This window comes from Lactovum odontotermitis, assembly GCF_054658595.1.
Window position 1 is genome coordinate 68,648 of the sequence record NZ_BAAGGQ010000002.1, and the last position, 16,789, is coordinate 85,436.

Below are 16,789 nucleotides of genomic sequence, written 5' to 3' on the forward strand. Positions count from 1 at the left end.
GGCGTAGAAATTTAGGAAATCGCGGTTCTGCCCACGGGGCAGGTTCCGATTTATCTAATTTCCTAGCCTCAGGCGTGCTGAACTCAGTTAAGTTTTCATTTATGAAGGAGATAGAATGTACGAAGAAAAACCGATTATTGCCCTGGATTTTCCAACTGCCGCTGAAGCCTTTCAATTTCTTGGAAAATTTCCAAGTGATGAAAGATTATATGTCAAAATCGGCATGGAGCTTTTCTACAGCGGTTCTGCGCTGATTGAGACCATCAAATTACAAGGGCACAGTATTTTCCTTGACCTGAAACTGCACGATATCCCGAATACTGTCCAGTCTGCTATGAAAGTGCTGGGACATCTCGGGGTTGACATGGTCAATGTTCATGCTGCGGGCGGTTTTGAAATGATGCAGGCCGCACGGGAAGGACTGCTCGCCGCAGGTTCTGATGCCAAGCTGATTGCGGTAACACAGCTGACTTCAACTTCTGAAGCGCAAATGCAGCATGACCAGGGGATTATGACAAGCCTGGAAGAATCAGTTCTTCATTACGCCAAGCTCACTGCTGACGCCGGACTTGATGGTGTAGTCTGCTCCGCATTTGAGGCACAGAAAATCAAAAGCGTGACAAATCCTGATTTCATTTGTCTCACACCGGGAATTCGCCCGCAAGGTAGCGCGGCAGGTGACCAAAAGCGGGTCATGACACCAGGCCAGGCCAGACAAAACGGGGCGGACTACATTGTCGTCGGCCGTCCGATTACACAGGCTACAGACCCAGTCTCTGCTTACAAGCAGATTTTTGACGAATGGAACGAAAAATAACCCGTTTTCCATACAAAAGAAGATTATTTGTCCATATAAGAAAGGAAGTTACATGACAGATTTAGCAACGCAAATTGCTCGGGATTTACTTGACATTAAGGCCGTGACGTTGAGCCCCAGCCAGCCTTTTACCTGGGCTTCAGGCATCAAGAGCCCGATTTATACGGATAATCGTGTGACTTTGGCTTATCCGGCTGTCCGCACGCGCATCGAGGACGGATTTGTCACGCAGATTCGGCAGGAATTTCCAGAGGTTGAAGTGATTGCCGGCACCGCCACCGCCGGCATTCCTCACGGTGCCATCATCGCCGACAAAATGTCGCTGCCTTTTGCCTACATCCGCAGCAAGCCCAAGGACCACGGCGCAGGCAATCAGGTCGAGGGAAAAGTTTCCAAGGGGCAGAAAATGGTGATTATCGAGGACCTCATCTCGACCGGAGGCTCCGTGCTTGAAGCCGCTGCCGCGGCTGAACGCGAAGGTGCTGATGTGCTCGGCATCGCCGCAATTTTCAGCTATGAGCTGCCTCGCGCGGCGGAGAATTTCACCGCGACTCAGCGCCGCCTTATCCCGCTGACGAATTATTCTCATTTGATTGAGATTGCGCAGCAGACGGGCTATGTTTCGGAGGATGAGCTGCTTTTGCTTAAGCGGTTTAAGGAGAATCAGGAGAACTGGCAGGACTGAATCCGCTCCTGACCTATTGTCATTTATAAAATATATTGGAAACCGGCTTGTCTGATGCACAAGTCGGTTTTATTTTTCTTTCGGAAAATCGCTCAACTGACTGAGCTGTTTTTGTATATCACGTCCGCCGTACATAACTCGGAGTATCGTCACTAACCCGTTTTCATTCGATTCATTTTCCGTATATTCAACAACAGGGATATAAAAGACAAGATAGTTACCAACTGGCATTATTCTCAAGTTTCTGCTTTTCCACGGTTCTTCCAAATAGCGTCTGAAACGTTCCGGCATGGTAGACAATGATAAAATTTTTTCTTCAAGGGCATTGATTTGCTTGACAGCATTGTGCGGCGCCTGAAGATTGAAAGCTATGTACTCGTAAATATCTCGTAGGTCTTTCTCTGACTGAGGTGTGGTGCGCACGTCATAGCTCACAAATGATAGTCCTTTCGCAGTTCAGAAAAAGCAGTTTCAGCTGGTTGACTCTTCCCCTCCAGCATCTGAGCATAACCTTTTTCAAGCTCACTGTTCAAAGCTTCCTTACTCAACCGTTCAACATTTGGAACTGAATCCGCAGGGATTTTGACATCAAAGGGAATCCCATGCTGCAAAATGATTTGCTTATAAAACATGTTGATTGCGCTTGACGCAGGAATGCCTAATACTTCTAAGATTTCCTCTGCTCTTTCTTTAATGTTCGGTTCAATCCTTGCATATAGATTTGCGGTTTTTGCCATGATGATGCCTCCTTATCCTTTTTATCTATTATATAACATTGTGCGGACAATCGCAATCAATAGTCTGATAAAATAGAGTTTTAGATTGGAACAAACAAAGAATAAGGGAACTTTAATCTACCGCCGTTTTGAATGTTGGTAGAAAAGGACGTCTTTGTCCGGCTCTTCGCTGTTCACCAGAGGAAACAGCTATGGAGACAGGATGAAGGAGGATTTTAAAAAGTGACAAGCATTTTATTGTAAAAAAATAGCGCCTTAAAAACCTGAGTGAGTTTTAGAGGCACTTCCAAAAATATTTGGTATAATGAATAAGTTATTTAAAATAAGTTATTTGAGTTATTTAATAATCAATTGGAGGTTGTACTAAATGACATTTTCAGCAGCATTTTCACAAGGATTGGAGATTATGGTTTATGTGGCTTCAAAATCAGAAGAAGAAAAAGGACAATATTTATCTATTCCAAAGATTTCTGAGGCTTTCAACATTCCGACCTCAACGGTAAAGTACATTATTTCTCTTCTAAAAAAGAAAGATTTAATTTCATCGAAAACGGGTGTTTCAGGAGGATTAAGCATTAGAAAAAAGCCTTCAGAAATCAGTCTTTATGATATTTTTGTTGCGATTGAGGGTGAAGGTTCTGTTTTCAAAATACATACTGATTTTGATTTAAAATATTTTGAAACCCCAGGAGCTGAAAAATGGCTGGAAAAGGGAGTGGAAATCCTACATAGGTCAGAAACTGCAATGTTGTCAGTATTAAAAAATACAGCTTTAACCGAGCTGATTCTTCCTGAATAAATTTCTCAGACAAAAATAGGAAAGTAATTCATCGGTCTTCCCTGTTTTTTTGTATAATGACATCATTTTTGTGCTAACATTTAGAGCTACAAGCCAGGTCATTACTACAATATGTCACTTACACCTCCATTTCGTATGCGATAAACTATATTAGTGGTCGCATTTTTTTCTTTTGATAAGGGAGAATCCATTTCTTGACTTTCTCCCCGAGGGTTCCGCGGCGGCTGCCGTTGGAAAATCAGTGAATTCCGCTTTCAGCTGGTAAGGTGCGACTTCCACAGAAATTTTCTTCCCTTTTTCGGCTTGAGCAGTTCAAGAAGCAGTTCTTTGACTTCAGGGCCTTCAGAAAAGTATTCCTTGCGATGCAAGAAAGAGCGTCTGATTTGATAGTCCTCCTGAGCCAGCTTGGCGGAATAGAGATGAAGATAGAATAGAATTTTTGCATTAACTCCGGCGAAATTTTCAGTGAAAAAGCGGAATATTAAAACTCCGCTTTAATTAATAATCAGCCTTTATCGGCCCCTGCGGTAATACCGTTGACATAAAACTTCTGCATGATGATGAAAAGAACAGTAATAGGAATCGCGATAATCACACATCCGGCCACAAACATCGGGAAATAGGCCGTACCGGCTCCGCGCGTTGAAGTCATCATATTTGACAAACCATAAGCAATCGTACGTTGAGAGGATGGACCTGATCCTAAGATAATGCTTGGGAAAATGAAGTCAATCCAAGGCGCCATGAAAGCTGTCAGTGAGGTATAGACAATAATCGGCCGTGCCAGCGGCAGCGTTATTTTTGTGAAAACTTGCCATTTATTTGCACCGTCAATAATTGCTGCCTCGTCAATTGAGCGGGGAATCGTATCAAAGAAGCCTTTGGCAATGTAAAATGCAAGTCCTGCCCCTCCAATATAAATCAAGGTCAATCCTGCCAGATTCGTCAAATTAATTGCTTTCAGGATATAATACAAGGCAATCATTGACATAAAACCTGGAAACATTCCCAGAACCAGTGCAAATTGCAGGAAAGGCTTGCGCAGCCTGAATCTCAGCCGAGACAAAGCGTAAGACATGATAATCGTAATAAAAGTATTGACCACCGCACAAATCACGGCAATGACGAAAGTATTCACGAGCCAGTGCGCAAATGGATACTGCGAAGTATTGAAAATTCCTACATAATTATTTATTGTCCATTGTCTGGGAATAAAGCTCGTAACAAACCCTGTATTATTAACTGAAAAACTGGTTAGAATAATCCAGATAATCGGAAAAATCCATACAATTGCAAGAAAAGTCAGCAGAATATAACGAAGAACCTGAGAAACTTTACGCTGATGTTGATATGATTTCATTTCACTTACCTCCTTTAGCCTTCCTTAAATGCATTTGTGCGGCGATAAGTCAAGATTGATACCGTTGCAGAAATGATAAAGATAATGATACCTAAAGCTGCGGCCAGATTATAATTCGCCTGCTGTCCCATTGTCAGCTTGAAGAGCCAGGTCACCAGCAGATCTGTCGCACCCGGTCCCCCAGTTGCACTTGAATAGCTAACCGTCAGCGGCCCGCCGTTAGTCAAGAGGTAAATGACATTAAAATTATTAATATTACCGATGAATTGCTGAATCAAGGCGGGCGTCATGACAAAAACAATCTGCGGAAAAGTGATTGAGCGAAAGACCTGAAAGGCATTTGCCCCGTCAATTCTGGCAGCTTCAATCTGATCTTGAGACAGATTTTGAATAATAGCCGTCGAAGTCAGCATTGAAACCGGAATACCAATCCACATGTTGACAAAAATAACTGAAATTCTCGCCATATTCGGGTCTGACAAAAACTGAATCGGACTATTCGGAGAAATCCAGCCCAGATTCATAAGAAGTGCATTAATCGGGCCTGAATTGTCCAGCATCTGGCTCATCATCAACAATGACACAAATTGAGGCACTGCAAAGACAATGACAAAAATTGTCCGCCAGAAGGCTTTGTGATTGATTCCTTTTGATTCAATCAGCATAGCCAAAAGCACTCCCAAAATAAAGTTCGAAGCAGTTGCCACCACAGCCCAGACGATTGTCCAAAGCAAAATCGGAAAAAAGGCCTGCGCCACATTGCCAGTGAGAATATTGCCGAATGACTGCACTCCCGTCCATGAAAAACCAACAGGGTGATTATTGTCGAAATTCGTGAACGCAATCGTAATCATATAGAGAATTGGTGTGATTGTAAAAGCCAGAATCAGCAGCAGAGGCACAATCATCAGTGTAACATGCAGGCGTGAATCCAGCAAAGTCGCCAAATCTTCACGAGTTGTCGCGATGTGCTTTCCGTCACGGTTCAGCGCATAAAGATGTCGTGTTGAGCGTAGGCTAACCACGTATAAAGTAATCAGCAAAGCCACGATAACAAGTGCCATCACGCCAAACAACAGAATCAGCATTGAATTATCAGGCTGCTTCGTAACATAAACGCCCTGAGCCTCGTCAAAAACGACTTTTTTCGTCTTCACGTCACCCAAATTACTGAGCAGACTGATTGCGCTGAAACCATTGAAAACAAGCCAGACAAAAAACACAATCTCACCTAAAAGAAAGATGATTCCTTTAAGCCACTGCTTATTCTTTAACTGGCTGACTCCCATGATGAAGAAACTTAACTTTGTAAATATGTCACCTCTGGTGAACGTTTCTCTGAAGGTAGCTTCCGGCGCACGTTTTACCCTCTTAAACATAAGTTTTCCCCCCTAGTATACTGTTTCTGATAACTATAATAGCGAAAAGGAGGCGGACTCGTAAACCCAGCCTCCTGCAAACAAAGTAGCTAGAATTACTTAGTTTACTTAGTCTCTTTTGAAATGTCTGCGACAAACTTGTCAAGTGCTGACTGGAAGTCTGCTTCTGCAGTCTTACCTTCGTAAGCATTGTCAATCAGTGGAGCTGCATCTGTCCAGAAAGTGGCCATTTCAGGCATCTTAGGCATGACTGTTGAATAAGTAACTTGCTTAATAACTGCCTGAGTTGTCGGATCAGCTGCAACTGTAGAATCTGACTGCGCCTCTTTAGACACTGGTACTGCGCCATTCGCCTTGAAGAGCGCAAGCTGTGACTCTTTATTTGTCAAATACTGCGCTAAAGTTGTGGCAGCTTTCTGGTCTTTGGCCTTGGAGTTTACAGCCAAAGTTCCAACTCCCGTGAAAGCTTGAAGCTGCTTAGCGCCTGAACCGAAATCAACAGTTGGATAAGTCGCTACACCCATATTGTCACCGAGGAATTTCTTCACATTCACCGCGTCCCAAGGGCCGTCAACAATAGCAGTTGTTTTGCCTGCTTCAAAATCAGCTAAGAGCGCAGTTCCTGATTGTTTCACTCCTGGATTAGCTTTTTGCGCAGCAAACCACTTCATGACCTCAATACCAGCGGGGCCGTTAACATCCGTCCCGTCCAGCGTCTCACCGTCCTTGCCGAAGAGATAAGTTCCATTTGAGAGAAAAGCCGGATACCAGTTATAAGCATTTGTGAAGTCAGTTCCTACAACTCCCTTAGAAGTCAGAGCAGCCCAGTCTTTGACATCATCTGCTGTCAGTTTAGACTTGTTGTAGAAAAGAACCTGTGCCTGTTCATCCTGAGGATAAGCATAGAGTTTTCCTTTCCAGGAAACTGCTGTTGCAGCCAAATCAATATCATTATCCTTGACCCAAGTTGTTGCGTCAGGTGAAAGCGGGTTAATATAGCCAGCTTCAGCCATAGCGCCAAGCTGATCATTAGGGACTTTGAAGACATCTGCAGCCTTGGATGGATCTTTTGCCACATCCGTTTTCGCACTTGCAGATCCATTTGGAGATTGAGTCATTTTGACCTTAATGTCTTTATTTTCCTTTTCAAATGAAGCGACAATTGGTTTATATTGGTCAACATTGGCCGTATCAACCCAAAGTGTGACAGTTGTTGTGGAACTCTTCGAGCTGCTAGTATCCTTACTGTTTGACGAGCAGGCCGCCAAAATAGTGACTGCCAGAACTGCAGAGCCAAGCGTTGCAATCTTTTTGCCAAATTTCATAATTACTTTCCTCCTATTTTTGAAAGCGTTTTATATTTACAGTTTAATTATACGCAACCGTTTGCATTATGTCAAGTAAAAAACATTAAAATATCCGCCGAAATTAGTAAGAATTGACAAATCAGTCATTACTGTCCAAAAACTCGACTCAAATTAAACAAGAAAATATAATATAATGCAAAAAAAATTAAAAGCCGGATAATCGACTTTTAATTTCCTAAAAACTGTTCAATTCGTGTTTTGTAACTGCCGATGTCAATTCCCAGTCCAAGACCGCCGTACTGGTCGTACTGATTCTCGTAGTCGGCTTTTTCAAGCTCAGGCACGGTCATTTTCGAAGTGCCGTTTTTTGCATCCCATACTGTTGACAGGCCGTTCGTCACAAAGAATGAGTCAGGTATATTGGTCTCGGTCAAGGCTTTAGCCGTTCCTAAGGCAGACGAACCTGTGAAAAGCGACAAAGGATTTTTGACTTTGCTCATCAGCGTCGACATGACTTGCTGCTGGCGCTTGACGCGGCCGAAGTCGTTTTCATCGTCATGGCGGAAACGCGCATAGTTCAGGAGCGTGCGGCCGTTCATCTTCTGCTTGCCCTGCTTAATCATCATGAAGACGCCGCCCTGGTCGTAGCCGTAGGCCTGTGCGTCTTCATCAGACAAGGTCACGTCGGACTTGACAAGTCCGTCTTTAGCTGACAAATCGTCCGGCACTGGTACTTGATCATACTTTTTGTGGTCAATGGTAGAAAACTGTGCATCAATCTCCACACCGCCCGGAAAGAGCGAATCAATAATCGTGGCGAAGCTCGAAAAGTCCACCAGCGCATAATACTGCGTCTTAATGCCGAAGTTGCTCTCAATGGTCTCGCGCAGAAGTTCGGCTCCCATGTGCTTGTTGTCCCGCTCGCCTAAAGTATAAGCCGTGTTGATTTTCAGGTCATCCATGCCGTCCTCGCTGAAATTTGGAATATGTACCAGCGTATCACGCATCAGGCTGACCATCTTGATTTTGCCGTCTTTCGGCTTCAGCTGGAGAACCATGATTGAGTCCGTATGGGCAACTGCCGAAGTCTGGTCAGGTCGCTGGTCGGCGCCGAGAATTAAAATGTTTACTGCACCTGAGGCTGTTTTCTGGCCGTTAAATTTCTCTGCTGTAATCGGAGTACCGGCTTTTTTAACGCCGCGCTGGTAGCCGTAAATAAAAAATCCGGCCATCGTCACGATTATCAGAAGAAGGAGGATGAGGATGTTTCTGAACCAGTGATGACGCTTTTTGCCGTTAGCTTTATATTTCGACTTCTTCTGCTGCTTTTTATCTTTGGTCAGCGCTGAATTCTGTTTGTTATTGTCGGATTTTTTATTACTTGAAGCAAAACGAGAATTTCTCACGGGCAGTTCAATGTAATCAGAGTCTTCTTCGTAATCTTCATTATCATCATCATAATCGTTTTCTTGACGATGACGCTCAATCCTGGAAAAACGCTGTGAAGTCTGTGAAGTCCCATAATTAAAGGCACTGTCCTGCTGTTCTGCATTGAAGCCTAAATCAGAAAAGTCCTCTTCGTCTGCATAATTAGAATATTCAGGATTTCGCAATTGATACTGCTCAAATTTGTATTGTGCCTCAAGTTCTCCTAATTCCTCGTGCTCTTTAGCGGACAAGTAATTAATATTTTGACGCAAATACTTCAAGCGATTGAAAAGATGAGATTCCATTGTGTCATTATACCATAAATAAGCTCCAAAAAAGACAGATTTACCTTGGACATTATCCAAGAAAGCGTTATTTTATGCACTCTACAGCACTTTGAGACATTGTCGCCGGCCTTAGAAATTGATTAAAAAAGGCTTAAACCGTCAGTTCAGAGCCTTTGCCTTATTTTCGATAAAATCAACCACTTCTTGTATCGTTTTCCCGGTGGTATCGTACACAATTGCGTCATCAGCCGCTTTAAGCGGTGAAACCTTGCGGCTGGAGTCATACTTGTCGCGCGCAATAATCTCAGCCTTCAGCGTCTCCAAATCAGACGGAATGCCGCGCTGCAGATTCTCCTTATAACGGCGCTCAGCCCGCTCAGCCGCATCTGCAATCAGGAAAATTTTCAAATCAGCATCAGGTAAAACAACCGTCCCGATGTCACGCCCGTCCATAATGATGGACTGACCTGCCGCAATCCGCCGCTGCTCACGCACCATGAATTCACGAATTTCAGGAATCGCTGAAATCTCTGAAACTTTGGCTGTGACGTCATTTCCGCGGATAACCTGACTGATGTCGCGCGTTCCTAACAGGACTTGCATCTTATCAAAGCCAATAGGATTTTTTTGCAGAAATTCGATAATTTCGAGGAAACCAGACGTGCCTTTTTCGAGTGAAACCAGCGTGGCTGCGCGATACATGGCACCAGTGTCAAGATAGGTAATGTCAAGGTCATGGGCAATAATTTTTGCAACTGTTGATTTGCCGCTTGAAGCTGGGCCGTCAACTGCTATTTGTATATTCCTCATGATTATTTAGAAGTTTTCAAAACTGTGCCGGCTACAAGATAAGAACCGTCTTTTAGCGGATAACCAATCGTATCATTTGACTGCCCCCAATTAGGATTAAGCTGAGAATTGTACTTGGCAAGTGTGGCCCAGCTTACGCCTGCATTCGTTTCAATATCAGTAATAGTTTCTTCGCCCGAATAGGTATAAGTCGCTCCAGTCGCAGAAGATGATTCTGCACTGGAACTCGCCGACGCACTTGACTCCGACGCCGCACTAGAGCTCGCCTGCGAAGTGCTGGCCGCCGGATAAAAATTACTCTCGACCGTTTTCATATTCGGATTGCGGTTATTCCAAATCGTGAAGAAAATCGCGCCGCCGATGATGGCAAACATAAAGAAAACCAGGACAGACAAAAATACTGTCGAAGCAGTCCCATCTTTGCCCGAATTTTTTGCCTTACCATTTTGAGCGCTTTTGCTGCTTCTCGACGCACGGCTTCCGCCCTCAAAAGCACCGTCTCTCTCACTGCTGACACGGTTATTCCATGGTTCTTTGCGCTGTTTCTTGGCCATCTAAACTTCCTATCTGTGATAAAATATTAAGTATGAAAATCAAAATCTTTCCCGAAAAATGTATTGCCTGCGGACTGTGTCACCTCTACGCGCCAGAAGTTTTCGACTACGACGACGCCGGGATTGTTCGTTTCTACGAAGATAAATGCGAAAACGAGAATGAAGCAGCAACAGAACATTTCGGCAAACAAGACGAGAATTTAAGCAAGGCGATTAAGCATTGTCCGACAGGTGCCATTGCCAAAATCTAGAAATATCTACTAGAAATATTCTACCATAAAATCCGAAAAAAGATGAAGGAAAGCCGTCATCCTATGTGACAAACAGATTAAATGGACATTGCACTTGCTTTTCTTCCATGTTTCAATAATATTATAAATCGTTTACAACTTTAGAAAATTGTGTTACAATGTTCTTAAGTAATATTTATGTTACTAGAAAATTAAGGAGGTTACTCAAATTGAGTATCGGAATCGTAATTGCGAGCCATGGCGAGTTTGCTGCAGGTATCAAGCAATCCGGCGAGATGATATTTGGCGAGCAGGAAAAAGTGCAAGTTGTCACTTTCCTGAACGGCCAGACACCTGAAGGACTGCACCAGCAAATCGTTGACGCGATCGCAACTTTCGACACCAGTGATGAAGTACTGATTCTTGCTGATCTTTGGGGTGGTTCCCCATTCAATCAGGCAAGTACTGTTCTTCACGAGCAAGGCGACCGCAAGATTGCCATCATTACTGGTCTCAATTTGCCAATGCTGATTCAGGCATACACAGAGCGCATGACTGGCTCTAGTCTTGAAGCAGCGGCGGCAAACATCATCAAGGAGGCACGAGGCGGGGTTAAAGCTCAGCCAGACTCTCTCATGCCGGCTGAAGAAGCGCCGGCTGCAGCTGCAGCTGGATCATCAGAGGCTATTCCTGAAGGAACCGTCATCGGAGACGGCAAAATCAAGATTAACCTTGTCCGCATCGACACTCGTCTGCTCCATGGTCAGGTTGCTACTGCCTGGACACCAGACTCAAAGGCAGACCGCGTTATCGTCGTTTCTGACAATGTCGCGAGCGACACCATGCGTAAAACTTTGATTGAACAGGCTGCTCCTCCAGGAGTTCATGCCAATGTTGTTCCAATCAAAAAGTTCATTGAAATCACAAAAGATCCGCGTTTCGGCGGAACACATGCTTTCCTGCTTTTTGAAAATCCGGAAGATGCTCTGGCTGTTGTTGAAGCATGTCCAGGACTTATCACTGACATCAACGTCGGCTCAATGGCGCACTCCGCTGGTAAAACCATGCTGAACAGCGTCCTTTCTGCTGACCAGACCGATGTCGCAGCATTTAACAAAATGCGTGACTTGGGCGTGAAATTCAATGTCCGTAAAGTGCCTAATGATAAAAACTCTGATATCTTTGAGCTTATCCAAAAGGCAAACGTAAAATAACTTGTTCAAATTCCGCAAAGATTCTGGGAAATAATGTCTCTATTCATTAGTTAACGCATTTTACATTAACCAACCATAAAAATTTCCAGCCTCTCTGTCTATAAATTTGAACACGTACACTTAATTATCTAAAATTTAATAGGAGAATAATTAAAATGAGTGCTATTTCAGTCATTTTGGTCATTATCGTTGCGTTCTTCGCAGGACTCGAGGGTATTCTTGACCAATGGCAATTCCACCAACCTATTATCGCCTGCTCGCTGATTGGTATTGTAACTGGTCATGCTACAGCCGGTATTATCCTTGGTAGTGCATTACAAATGATCGCGCTTGGCTGGGCAAACATTGGTGCCGCTGTCGCTCCTGACGCTGCGCTTGCCTCTGTTGCTTCTGCCATCCTGATGGTCAAAGGCGGAAACTTCGACTTGGAAGTTATCATCGGTACAATCGTTCCCGCTGGTATCCTGCTTGCAACTGCCGGCCTGGTTCTGACAACCTTGGTACGTTTCGTTACCGTTGGTCTGATTCACGTCGCGGATGCTTATGCTGCTAAAGGTTCATATTCTGGCGTTTCAGCCATTCACCTCTTCGCGCTTCTGCTTCAAGGTTTGCGTATCGCGATTCCAGCTGCAATTATCACAGCTGTACCCGCTGCAACCGTTCAGAGCGCTTTGGAAGCAATCCCTGACTGGGTTTCAAAAGGACTTGCTATCGGTGGTGGTATGGTTGTTGTCGTTGGTTACGCCATGGTTATCAACCTTATGGCTACCCGCGAACTCTGGCCTTTCTTCTTCCTCGGTTTCGTTCTCGCACCACTTGCTCCGAACGCTGCTGGTTTAAACGGTATCTCTTTGATTGGTATGGGTATCCTTGGTGTCGTTATCGCCATCATCTATCTTACTCTGCAGAATGTTGCAAGTAAAGGCGGCAACAGCGGCGGAAATGGCGGCGGTGATCCCATCGGCGACATTCTGAACGACTATTAAGAAGGAGGAACTAAAAAATGGAAAATCAAAATAAAAAGTTCCACCTGACTAAACGTGAGCGTATCAACATCGTTTGGCGCTCAATGTTCCTGCAAGGTTCTTGGAACTATGAACGTATGCAGAACTTGGGATTCCTTTACGCTATCCTGCCAGCTCTGAAAAAATTCTATCCTGCCGGCTCTGAAGGTGCAAGTGCTGCACTGAAACGTCACATGGAATTCTTTAATACCCACCCTTACCCTGCTGCTCCTATCATCGGTGTTACACTCGCCCTTGAAGAAGAAAAAGCTAATGGCGTAGAAGTTGATGATGCCGCTATTGAAGGTGTAAAAGTCGGTATGATGGGGCCTTTGGCCGGTGTCGGTGACCCAGTCTTCTGGTTTACAATTCGTCCTATCGTTGGTGCCATCGCAGCCTCTCTTGCTGCCGGCGGCTCAATCATCGGCCCTATCTTCTTCTTCCTAGTTTGGAACATTATTCGTATCGCGTTCTTGTACTATACTCAAGAACTTGGCTACAAGCAAGGTACTGCCATCACTTCTGACCTCGGCGGCGGCATGCTTCAGACTTTGACCAAAGGTGCTTCTATCCTTGGTATGTTCATCTTGGGTGTCCTGATTCAACGTTGGGTAAATATCAGCTTTACCGGCCCACATGCTATGCTGCCTAAACAGCCTTTGGCTGACGGTGCATACAACGGACAATGGATTACAGATGCACACAATATTGGTACAACTGCCAGCCCAATTTGGGAAGCAACTGCTAACTCAAAAATTGTCGCTTCAGGTACCGCAGACGCGCACTTCGCTGCCCTTTCAAACCTCGGCAAACTGAAAAATATTGACGGTGCTACTTTGAACAGCACAATCTCTCAATATGCTTCAGGCCTTGGCGCAAATCCATTCAAACAGCAATCATTGAACGATGTATTCAACCAGCTGACTCCTGGTTTCGTCGCTTTGCTCCTGACTTTCCTTGTTATCTGGATCCTTCGTAAATGGAAGAACCGTAATGCACCTCTTGCAATCATCATCGGTCTCTTCGTTCTTGGTATCTTGATTCACTTGGCAGGTCTTGCTTAAGGAAAATGAAAAGTCGTCGAAAGACGGCTTTTTTTCGTACAAAAAGTGGGATAAGAAACTTCTTATCCCACTCTTTGTGCTAAATCTCAATACCAATAATGTAGAGATTGTATTCAGGAAAGTAATTAGCTTGAGGTGGTCGTCTACCATTGTTCCAGGCAGCTCCGTTAAGAAATGTATGAACAAATGGATTGGAATTTCTACTAAAGCTCGCCAAAATGTCTTCAAGTGGGGTACCGCCATTAACTTCTGCAAGTTCTTCATTGCTCAAAGTCTCGAATCCCTCAAGACATTCAAATTTTTCTGACATGATAATTGGTTCTTTCTTTAGTTTTCCAAAGAGCAAACGCAGGTTTCGCGACACAGATGAACTTGTTCTTTGATTCCAGCTTCAATCCGGATTGAAGTTTATTCATATGTTACCGTCTCATAACCAAACTGATTTAAAAAATCCAACCCCTGTTTTTTCCTAACTTTATGTGATTTTTTTACTTTAGTCTTAATACATATCTCCTCTATTTATTATAACTCTAAATAAACAAAATGGCGTTTTTTCTGTTGTATGGCAAGTAATTTTGCCAAGTAACAATTTTCGCTCTATGAGTGGTTAATTTCTAATTTTTCTGCTATAATATTTTTATGGCAGAATCACTAAATACACGCGCCGATTTGGCGACGGATGCAATTGCTTTCATGGGCTTTCCTAAGTACGGAAAGATTATGGTCGGTGATAAGGCGATGGAATTTTTCAATGACAAAAATGTCAATGACAATATGCACTTTCCCTGGGCGTCGATTCGCGCGGTGGAAGCACATGTCAGCAAGGCCGGCAAAATTGACAATAATTTTTACCTCGTTTTGAATAATAAGCATAAAATTCGCTTTTCGTCCAATGAATCCGGAAAGATTTTGAAGCTGATTCGTGAGCAAATCGGTAATGACAAGGTTCTGCGCATTCCTACCATGAGCAGCACGATTAAACGACTTTTTAACCGCAAAAAATAATCTTTCTTTAAATTTTTGAGTAGATGTGGTAAAATAATTTTAGAGGGAACACATAAAAACCGTGTGCGACCAACACACGGCGTGTTCAATATCCTCTACGAAGGGGCGCACTAGGAAACTAGTGCTTTTTACTTTCTCGAATCATCCGGATGATTTCTAGCAGAACTAGAATCATGTCGAGGATGACCTGGACAGCGTCCAAGAAAATCACGGGAAAACCTTTCGCAGAGGAGCGGACAATCACCATTGACTGCACCTCCTTTTTTATCTAGAATTGTCGAGGGCTGTGCCGCAGAGCGATTTGAACACAGGAATTTTACTTCCTTAATATTTAATACGTATTTTTTCCGGTTTTGTTTCAATAATTTCTCAAAAATAATTCAAAATAATTGGAAAAATGATTGACAAAGCCCTGCCAAATTGGTAGAATGTCCGTAGAAGAAAAATTTCCATCCGCTTTGTCAAGAAAGCCTGTGTTTGCTGCGAGCAGGTCAAAGCCGGAAAGGCTCTACTTCTTTCTGGAAAATGTTTATGCGTGAGCTGCGCCATTTTCCAAAGATAATTAAATAATCGTTTTAAAGTTAAAAAAATAGGTGGAACCGCGGTTGTCGCCCTGTGAAAGCAGGATACAGCTGCGGTTTTTCTTTTATTGAAAGGATACAATTTATGTTAGACATTAAAAAAATTCGTCAAAACCCGGAATGGGTTGCTGAAAAGTTCGCGATGCGTCATCTTGATGCGGAACTTCTGCCTGAAATCATTGCGCTTGATGAGGAGCGCCGTGAGATGATTGTCAAGAGTGAGGAGCTCAAAGCGAAGCGTAATGCTGCTTCTGATGAGATTGCCAATCTTAAGAAGAATAAAGAGGATGCGTCTGCCGCTATTGCTGAAATGCAGGAAGTTTCTAAGGAAATCAAGGGCATTGATGAAGAGCTGGCTGCTGTTGAGGAGAAGCTGAATTATCAGCTGGTCCGAATTCCTAATTTGCTGGATGATTCGGTGCCTGAGGGTGCGGATGAAAATGAAAATATTGAGCAGCGCCGTTGGGGCGAGACGCCGGAATTTGATTTTGAGGCGAAACCGCACTGGGAAATCGGCGAAAACCTGGATATTCTGGACTGGGAGCGCGGTGCTAAAGTCACGGGTGCACGTTTTCTTTTCTACAAAGGTGCCGGTGCTAAGCTTGAGCGCGCCATCTACAATTTTATGCTGGACGAGCACGCCAAAGAAGGTTATACAGAGGTCATTCCGCCTTACATGGTTAATCAGGAGTCGATGTTCGGCACGGGGCAGTATCCTAAGTTTAAAGAAGATACCTTTGAGCTGACTGACGAGCGCGGTTTTGTGCTGATTCCAACGGCTGAGGTGCCGCTGACCAACTATTACCGCGGTGAGATTCTGGACGAATCACAGCTGCCTGTTTACTTCACTGCCATGACGCCTTGTTTCCGCTCTGAAGCAGGTTCTGCCGGCCGTGACACGCGCGGTCTGATTCGTCTGCACCAATTCCACAAGGTCGAGATGGTCAAACTGGCCAATCCTGAAAACAGCTTTGACGAGCTGGAGAAAATGACAGCCAATGCCGAGAATATCCTCCAGAAACTCGGGCTGCCTTACCGCGTGATTCTGCTTTGCTCGGGCGACACAGGCTTCTCTTCGGCCAAAACTTATGACCTCGAAGTCTGGATTCCTGCCCAAAACACCTACCGCGAGATTTCCAGCTGCTCTAACTGCCTGGACTTCCAGGCACGCCGCGCGCAGATTCGTTACCGTGATGCGGATGGTAAGGTCAATCTTGTTCACACACTGAACGGCTCTGGGCTGGCAGTCGGCCGAACTGTAGCTGCTATTCTCGAGAATTACCAGAATGCAGATGGTTCCGTTACTGTTCCTGAGGTTCTGCGTCCATACATGGGCGGACTTGAGATTATCAAGTAATATCATACATAAAAAGGCACCTGTCATTTCTTGACAAGGTGTCTATTTTTTGATTTATATTTTTCATTCTATTAGCCCGTACCAGGCAATCTTTTCATATTGCCAGCTAAGCGAAATAAGATGATTTCGCTCCGTTTCTCCTGTAGCGTAAAGATGCTATCCAGAATTCGG

Annotated in this window: 19 protein-coding genes and 1 pseudogene; 9 read left to right on the forward strand and 11 right to left on the reverse strand. The window is 44.1% G+C overall.

What is annotated here, in order from left to right; genetic code table 11:
* Positions 1–115 precede the first annotated feature (115 nt).
* Both pyrF and pyrE read left to right on the forward strand, forming a co-directional pair.
* Positions 116–817, forward strand: coding sequence for an orotidine-5'-phosphate decarboxylase (gene pyrF / locus ACYQ2E_RS01775; protein WP_460016338.1), 702 nt, complete (start codon positions 116–118; stop codon positions 815–817).
* Between the two features lie 52 nt (positions 818–869).
* Positions 870–1,502 (forward strand): orotate phosphoribosyltransferase, encoded by a 633-nt coding sequence (pyrE, locus tag ACYQ2E_RS01780; RefSeq protein WP_460016339.1) that lies wholly within the window; start codon positions 870–872, stop codon positions 1,500–1,502.
* Positions 1,503–1,571: 69 nt separating this feature from the next.
* On the opposite strand, the gene ACYQ2E_RS01785 is transcribed toward pyrE, so the two are convergent.
* Both ACYQ2E_RS01785 and ACYQ2E_RS01790 read right to left on the reverse strand, forming a co-directional pair.
* Entirely contained in the window at positions 1,572–1,937 is a 366-nt protein-coding gene (locus tag ACYQ2E_RS01785) for a type II toxin-antitoxin system RelE/ParE family toxin (protein ID WP_460016340.1), read from the reverse strand.
* Positions 1,934–2,239: a type II toxin-antitoxin system RelB/DinJ family antitoxin gene (locus tag ACYQ2E_RS01790; RefSeq protein WP_460016341.1), complete on the reverse strand. Its 306-nt coding sequence runs from the start codon at positions 2,237–2,239 to the stop codon at positions 1,934–1,936. The genes ACYQ2E_RS01785 and ACYQ2E_RS01790 overlap by 4 nt, the downstream gene beginning before the upstream one ends.
* 367 nt (positions 2,240–2,606) lie before the next feature.
* On the opposite strand from ACYQ2E_RS01790, the gene ACYQ2E_RS01795 reads away from it, so the two are divergent.
* Entirely contained in the window at positions 2,607–3,038 is a 432-nt protein-coding gene (locus ACYQ2E_RS01795) for an RrF2 family transcriptional regulator (protein WP_460016342.1), read from the forward strand.
* A gap of 505 nt (positions 3,039–3,543) precedes the next feature.
* Here ACYQ2E_RS01795 and ACYQ2E_RS01800 read toward each other — a convergent pair.
* From ACYQ2E_RS01800 to ACYQ2E_RS01825, 6 genes are all read right to left on the reverse strand, one after another.
* Entirely contained in the window at positions 3,544–4,398 is an 855-nt protein-coding gene (locus ACYQ2E_RS01800; protein ID WP_460016343.1) for a sugar ABC transporter permease, read from the reverse strand.
* A 14-nt stretch (positions 4,399–4,412) separates the two neighbouring features.
* A complete protein-coding gene (locus tag ACYQ2E_RS01805; protein WP_460016344.1) occupies positions 4,413–5,777 on the reverse strand; it encodes a carbohydrate ABC transporter permease in 1,365 nt (454 codons plus the stop codon).
* Positions 5,778–5,881: 104 nt separating this feature from the next.
* Positions 5,882–7,102, reverse strand: a complete 1,221-nt coding sequence (locus ACYQ2E_RS01810) for an extracellular solute-binding protein (protein ID WP_460016345.1) — start codon at positions 7,100–7,102, stop codon at positions 5,882–5,884.
* A gap of 209 nt (positions 7,103–7,311) precedes the next feature.
* Complete coding sequence (locus tag ACYQ2E_RS01815; RefSeq protein ID WP_460016346.1) at positions 7,312–8,817, reverse strand: LCP family protein; 1,506 nt, start codon at positions 8,815–8,817, stop codon at positions 7,312–7,314.
* Between the two features lie 141 nt (positions 8,818–8,958).
* Positions 8,959–9,609, reverse strand: coding sequence for a (d)CMP kinase (gene cmk / locus ACYQ2E_RS01820; protein WP_460016347.1), 651 nt, complete (start codon positions 9,607–9,609; stop codon positions 8,959–8,961).
* Between the two features lie 2 nt (positions 9,610–9,611).
* Positions 9,612–10,163, reverse strand: a complete 552-nt coding sequence (locus ACYQ2E_RS01825; RefSeq protein WP_460016348.1) for a hypothetical protein — start codon at positions 10,161–10,163, stop codon at positions 9,612–9,614.
* Positions 10,164–10,195: 32 nt separating this feature from the next.
* Between ACYQ2E_RS01825 and ACYQ2E_RS01830 the strand changes: the two genes are divergently transcribed.
* The 4 genes from ACYQ2E_RS01830 to ACYQ2E_RS01845 all read left to right on the forward strand — a co-directional run bounded on the left by ACYQ2E_RS01830 (position 10,196) and on the right by ACYQ2E_RS01845 (position 13,675).
* Complete coding sequence (locus ACYQ2E_RS01830) at positions 10,196–10,414, forward strand: ferredoxin (protein WP_460016349.1); 219 nt, start codon at positions 10,196–10,198, stop codon at positions 10,412–10,414.
* 209 nt (positions 10,415–10,623) lie between these two features.
* A complete protein-coding gene (locus tag ACYQ2E_RS01835; protein WP_460016350.1) occupies positions 10,624–11,607 on the forward strand; it encodes a PTS sugar transporter subunit IIB in 984 nt (327 codons plus the stop codon).
* Positions 11,608–11,762: 155 nt separating this feature from the next.
* Positions 11,763–12,593 (forward strand): mannose/fructose/sorbose family PTS transporter subunit IIC, encoded by an 831-nt coding sequence (locus ACYQ2E_RS01840; RefSeq protein WP_460016351.1) that lies wholly within the window; start codon positions 11,763–11,765, stop codon positions 12,591–12,593.
* 17 nt (positions 12,594–12,610) lie between these two features.
* The gene (locus ACYQ2E_RS01845; RefSeq protein WP_460016352.1) at positions 12,611–13,675 is read left to right on the forward strand and encodes a PTS system mannose/fructose/sorbose family transporter subunit IID; all 1,065 of its coding nucleotides are present in this window, start codon (positions 12,611–12,613) and stop codon (positions 13,673–13,675) included.
* A 79-nt stretch (positions 13,676–13,754) separates the two neighbouring features.
* Here the strand turns inward: ACYQ2E_RS01845 and ACYQ2E_RS01850 are convergent, their stop codons facing one another.
* Positions 13,755–13,985 (reverse strand): bacteriocin, encoded by a 231-nt coding sequence (locus tag ACYQ2E_RS01850; protein WP_460016353.1) that lies wholly within the window; start codon positions 13,983–13,985, stop codon positions 13,755–13,757.
* A 329-nt stretch (positions 13,986–14,314) separates the two neighbouring features.
* On the opposite strand from ACYQ2E_RS01850, the gene ACYQ2E_RS01855 reads away from it, so the two are divergent.
* On the forward strand, positions 14,315–14,680 hold the full coding sequence (locus ACYQ2E_RS01855; protein WP_460016354.1) for a DUF956 family protein: 366 nt from the start codon (positions 14,315–14,317) through the stop codon (positions 14,678–14,680).
* Between the two features lie 118 nt (positions 14,681–14,798).
* On the opposite strand, the gene ACYQ2E_RS01860 is transcribed toward ACYQ2E_RS01855, so the two are convergent.
* Positions 14,799–14,927, reverse strand: a complete 129-nt coding sequence (locus tag ACYQ2E_RS01860; RefSeq protein WP_460016355.1) for a hypothetical protein — start codon at positions 14,925–14,927, stop codon at positions 14,799–14,801.
* Positions 14,928–15,346: 419 nt separating this feature from the next.
* Between ACYQ2E_RS01860 and serS the strand changes: the two genes are divergently transcribed.
* Positions 15,347–16,618 carry a serine--tRNA ligase gene (gene serS / locus ACYQ2E_RS01865; protein ID WP_460016356.1) on the forward strand — a complete coding sequence of 424 codons (1,272 nt, stop codon included), beginning with the start codon at positions 15,347–15,349 and terminating at the stop codon, positions 16,616–16,618.
* Between the two features lie 63 nt (positions 16,619–16,681).
* On the opposite strand, the pseudogene ACYQ2E_RS01870 reads toward serS, so the two are convergent.
* Positions 16,682–16,762, reverse strand: a pseudogene (locus ACYQ2E_RS01870) (hypothetical protein); the annotation flags it as partial.
* Between the last annotated feature and the right edge of the window lie 27 nt (positions 16,763–16,789).

Excerpts from the sequence above, each read along its gene's own strand:
- pyrF (WP_460016338.1), top strand. The coding sequence starts at position 116 with ATGTACGAAGAAAAACCGATTATTGCCCTGGATTTTCCAACTGCCGCT.
- pyrE (WP_460016339.1), top strand. The coding sequence starts at position 870 with ATGACAGATTTAGCAACGCAAATTGCTCGGGATTTACTTGACATTAAG.
- ACYQ2E_RS01790 (WP_460016341.1), bottom strand. The coding sequence starts at position 2,239 with ATGGCAAAAACCGCAAATCTATATGCAAGGATTGAACCGAACATTAAA.
- ACYQ2E_RS01795 (WP_460016342.1), top strand. The coding sequence starts at position 2,607 with ATGACATTTTCAGCAGCATTTTCACAAGGATTGGAGATTATGGTTTAT.
- ACYQ2E_RS01800 (WP_460016343.1), bottom strand. The coding sequence starts at position 4,398 with ATGAAATCATATCAACATCAGCGTAAAGTTTCTCAGGTTCTTCGTTAT.
- ACYQ2E_RS01805 (WP_460016344.1), bottom strand. The coding sequence starts at position 5,777 with ATGTTTAAGAGGGTAAAACGTGCGCCGGAAGCTACCTTCAGAGAAACG.
- ACYQ2E_RS01810 (WP_460016345.1), bottom strand. The coding sequence starts at position 7,102 with ATGAAATTTGGCAAAAAGATTGCAACGCTTGGCTCTGCAGTTCTGGCA.
- ACYQ2E_RS01815 (WP_460016346.1), bottom strand. The coding sequence starts at position 8,817 with ATGGAATCTCATCTTTTCAATCGCTTGAAGTATTTGCGTCAAAATATT.
- cmk (WP_460016347.1), bottom strand. The coding sequence starts at position 9,609 with ATGAGGAATATACAAATAGCAGTTGACGGCCCAGCTTCAAGCGGCAAA.
- ACYQ2E_RS01825 (WP_460016348.1), bottom strand. The coding sequence starts at position 10,163 with ATGGCCAAGAAACAGCGCAAAGAACCATGGAATAACCGTGTCAGCAGT.
- ACYQ2E_RS01830 (WP_460016349.1), top strand. The coding sequence starts at position 10,196 with ATGAAAATCAAAATCTTTCCCGAAAAATGTATTGCCTGCGGACTGTGT.
- ACYQ2E_RS01840 (WP_460016351.1), top strand. The coding sequence starts at position 11,763 with ATGAGTGCTATTTCAGTCATTTTGGTCATTATCGTTGCGTTCTTCGCA.
- ACYQ2E_RS01845 (WP_460016352.1), top strand. The coding sequence starts at position 12,611 with ATGGAAAATCAAAATAAAAAGTTCCACCTGACTAAACGTGAGCGTATC.
- ACYQ2E_RS01850 (WP_460016353.1), bottom strand. The coding sequence starts at position 13,985 with ATGTCAGAAAAATTTGAATGTCTTGAGGGATTCGAGACTTTGAGCAAT.
- ACYQ2E_RS01855 (WP_460016354.1), top strand. The coding sequence starts at position 14,315 with ATGGCAGAATCACTAAATACACGCGCCGATTTGGCGACGGATGCAATT.
- ACYQ2E_RS01860 (WP_460016355.1), bottom strand. The coding sequence starts at position 14,927 with ATGGTGATTGTCCGCTCCTCTGCGAAAGGTTTTCCCGTGATTTTCTTG.
- serS (WP_460016356.1), top strand. The coding sequence starts at position 15,347 with ATGTTAGACATTAAAAAAATTCGTCAAAACCCGGAATGGGTTGCTGAA.